At 65.5% G+C, this 811-nt stretch carries 2 protein-coding genes; both read left to right on the forward strand.

Annotation, left to right across the window (positions count from 1 at the left end):
- Positions 1–380 (forward strand): type 2 periplasmic-binding domain-containing protein (locus BN1123_RS08890; RefSeq protein ID WP_156130473.1); only part of this gene is annotated, 380 nt, incomplete at its 5' end.
- The coding region (locus tag BN1123_RS08895) for an ABC transporter permease subunit (protein ID WP_231555606.1) at positions 380–811 on the forward strand (432 nt) is incomplete at its 3' end. The genes BN1123_RS08890 and BN1123_RS08895, both read left to right, overlap by 1 nt.

Genomic DNA, 811 nt, shown 5'->3' on the forward strand with positions numbered 1-811 from the left:
GCGGGGTGATCCTGGCGGTGCGCCGTGGCGCCTCGCCAGTACAGGTGGCCAAGGTCAACTTTCCCAAGGCAACCCTGCGCCAGTTCGATGACGAGTCCCAGGTCTTTCAAGAGGTGCTGAACGGCCGCGCCCACGGCGCTCTCTCCTCCTCCCCCAAACCGGAGCAGGAGGCACTGCGCCACCCCGATGCCCTCTTCATGCCCTTCGTCACCCCGCTGGCGCAGGGGAACGAAGGCTTTGCCCTGCGTAAAGAGGACGGGGCCCTGGCCGAGCAGTTCAACGAGTGGATCGACGCCCGCCAGGCCGATGGCTGGCTCAAAGCACGCCATGACTACTGGTTCAAGTCGCTGGCATGGGAAGCGCAGGTCGCCAACCCCTGATGCTGACGAAGATAAGAGGGGCCATTCGCCACGTCGGCTGGCTGGATGGGGCGATTGTCGTGCTCCTGCTGCTGACGACGGCCTGGCTCGCCAGCCGCGTGCATATCGGGGTAGCCTACCAGTGGCACTGGCATCAGGCCTTCGAGCTGCTGTTCACCCGCGGCCCGCACGGTGAGCTACCCTTTTTTTTCAGCGGCCTGCTCACCACCTTGCGCATCGCCCTGTTTGGCATGCTGCTGGCGCTGCTGCTCGGCACCGCTCTCGGGCTGGCCACCTTCAGCCGCCGCCCCTGGCTGGTGCTGCCGGCCACCCTGTTTGTCCAGCTTGTCCGCAACCTGCCGCCGCTGGTGTTTATCTTCATCTTCTACTTTTTCATCGCCAACCAGCTATTGCCGGCAAGCGGCCTCTCCCGCTGGCCCGGCAGCGCGGCC

This window comes from Aeromonas enteropelogenes (genome assembly GCF_000819845.1).
Classification (GTDB): domain Bacteria; phylum Pseudomonadota; class Gammaproteobacteria; order Enterobacterales; family Aeromonadaceae; genus Aeromonas; species Aeromonas enteropelogenes.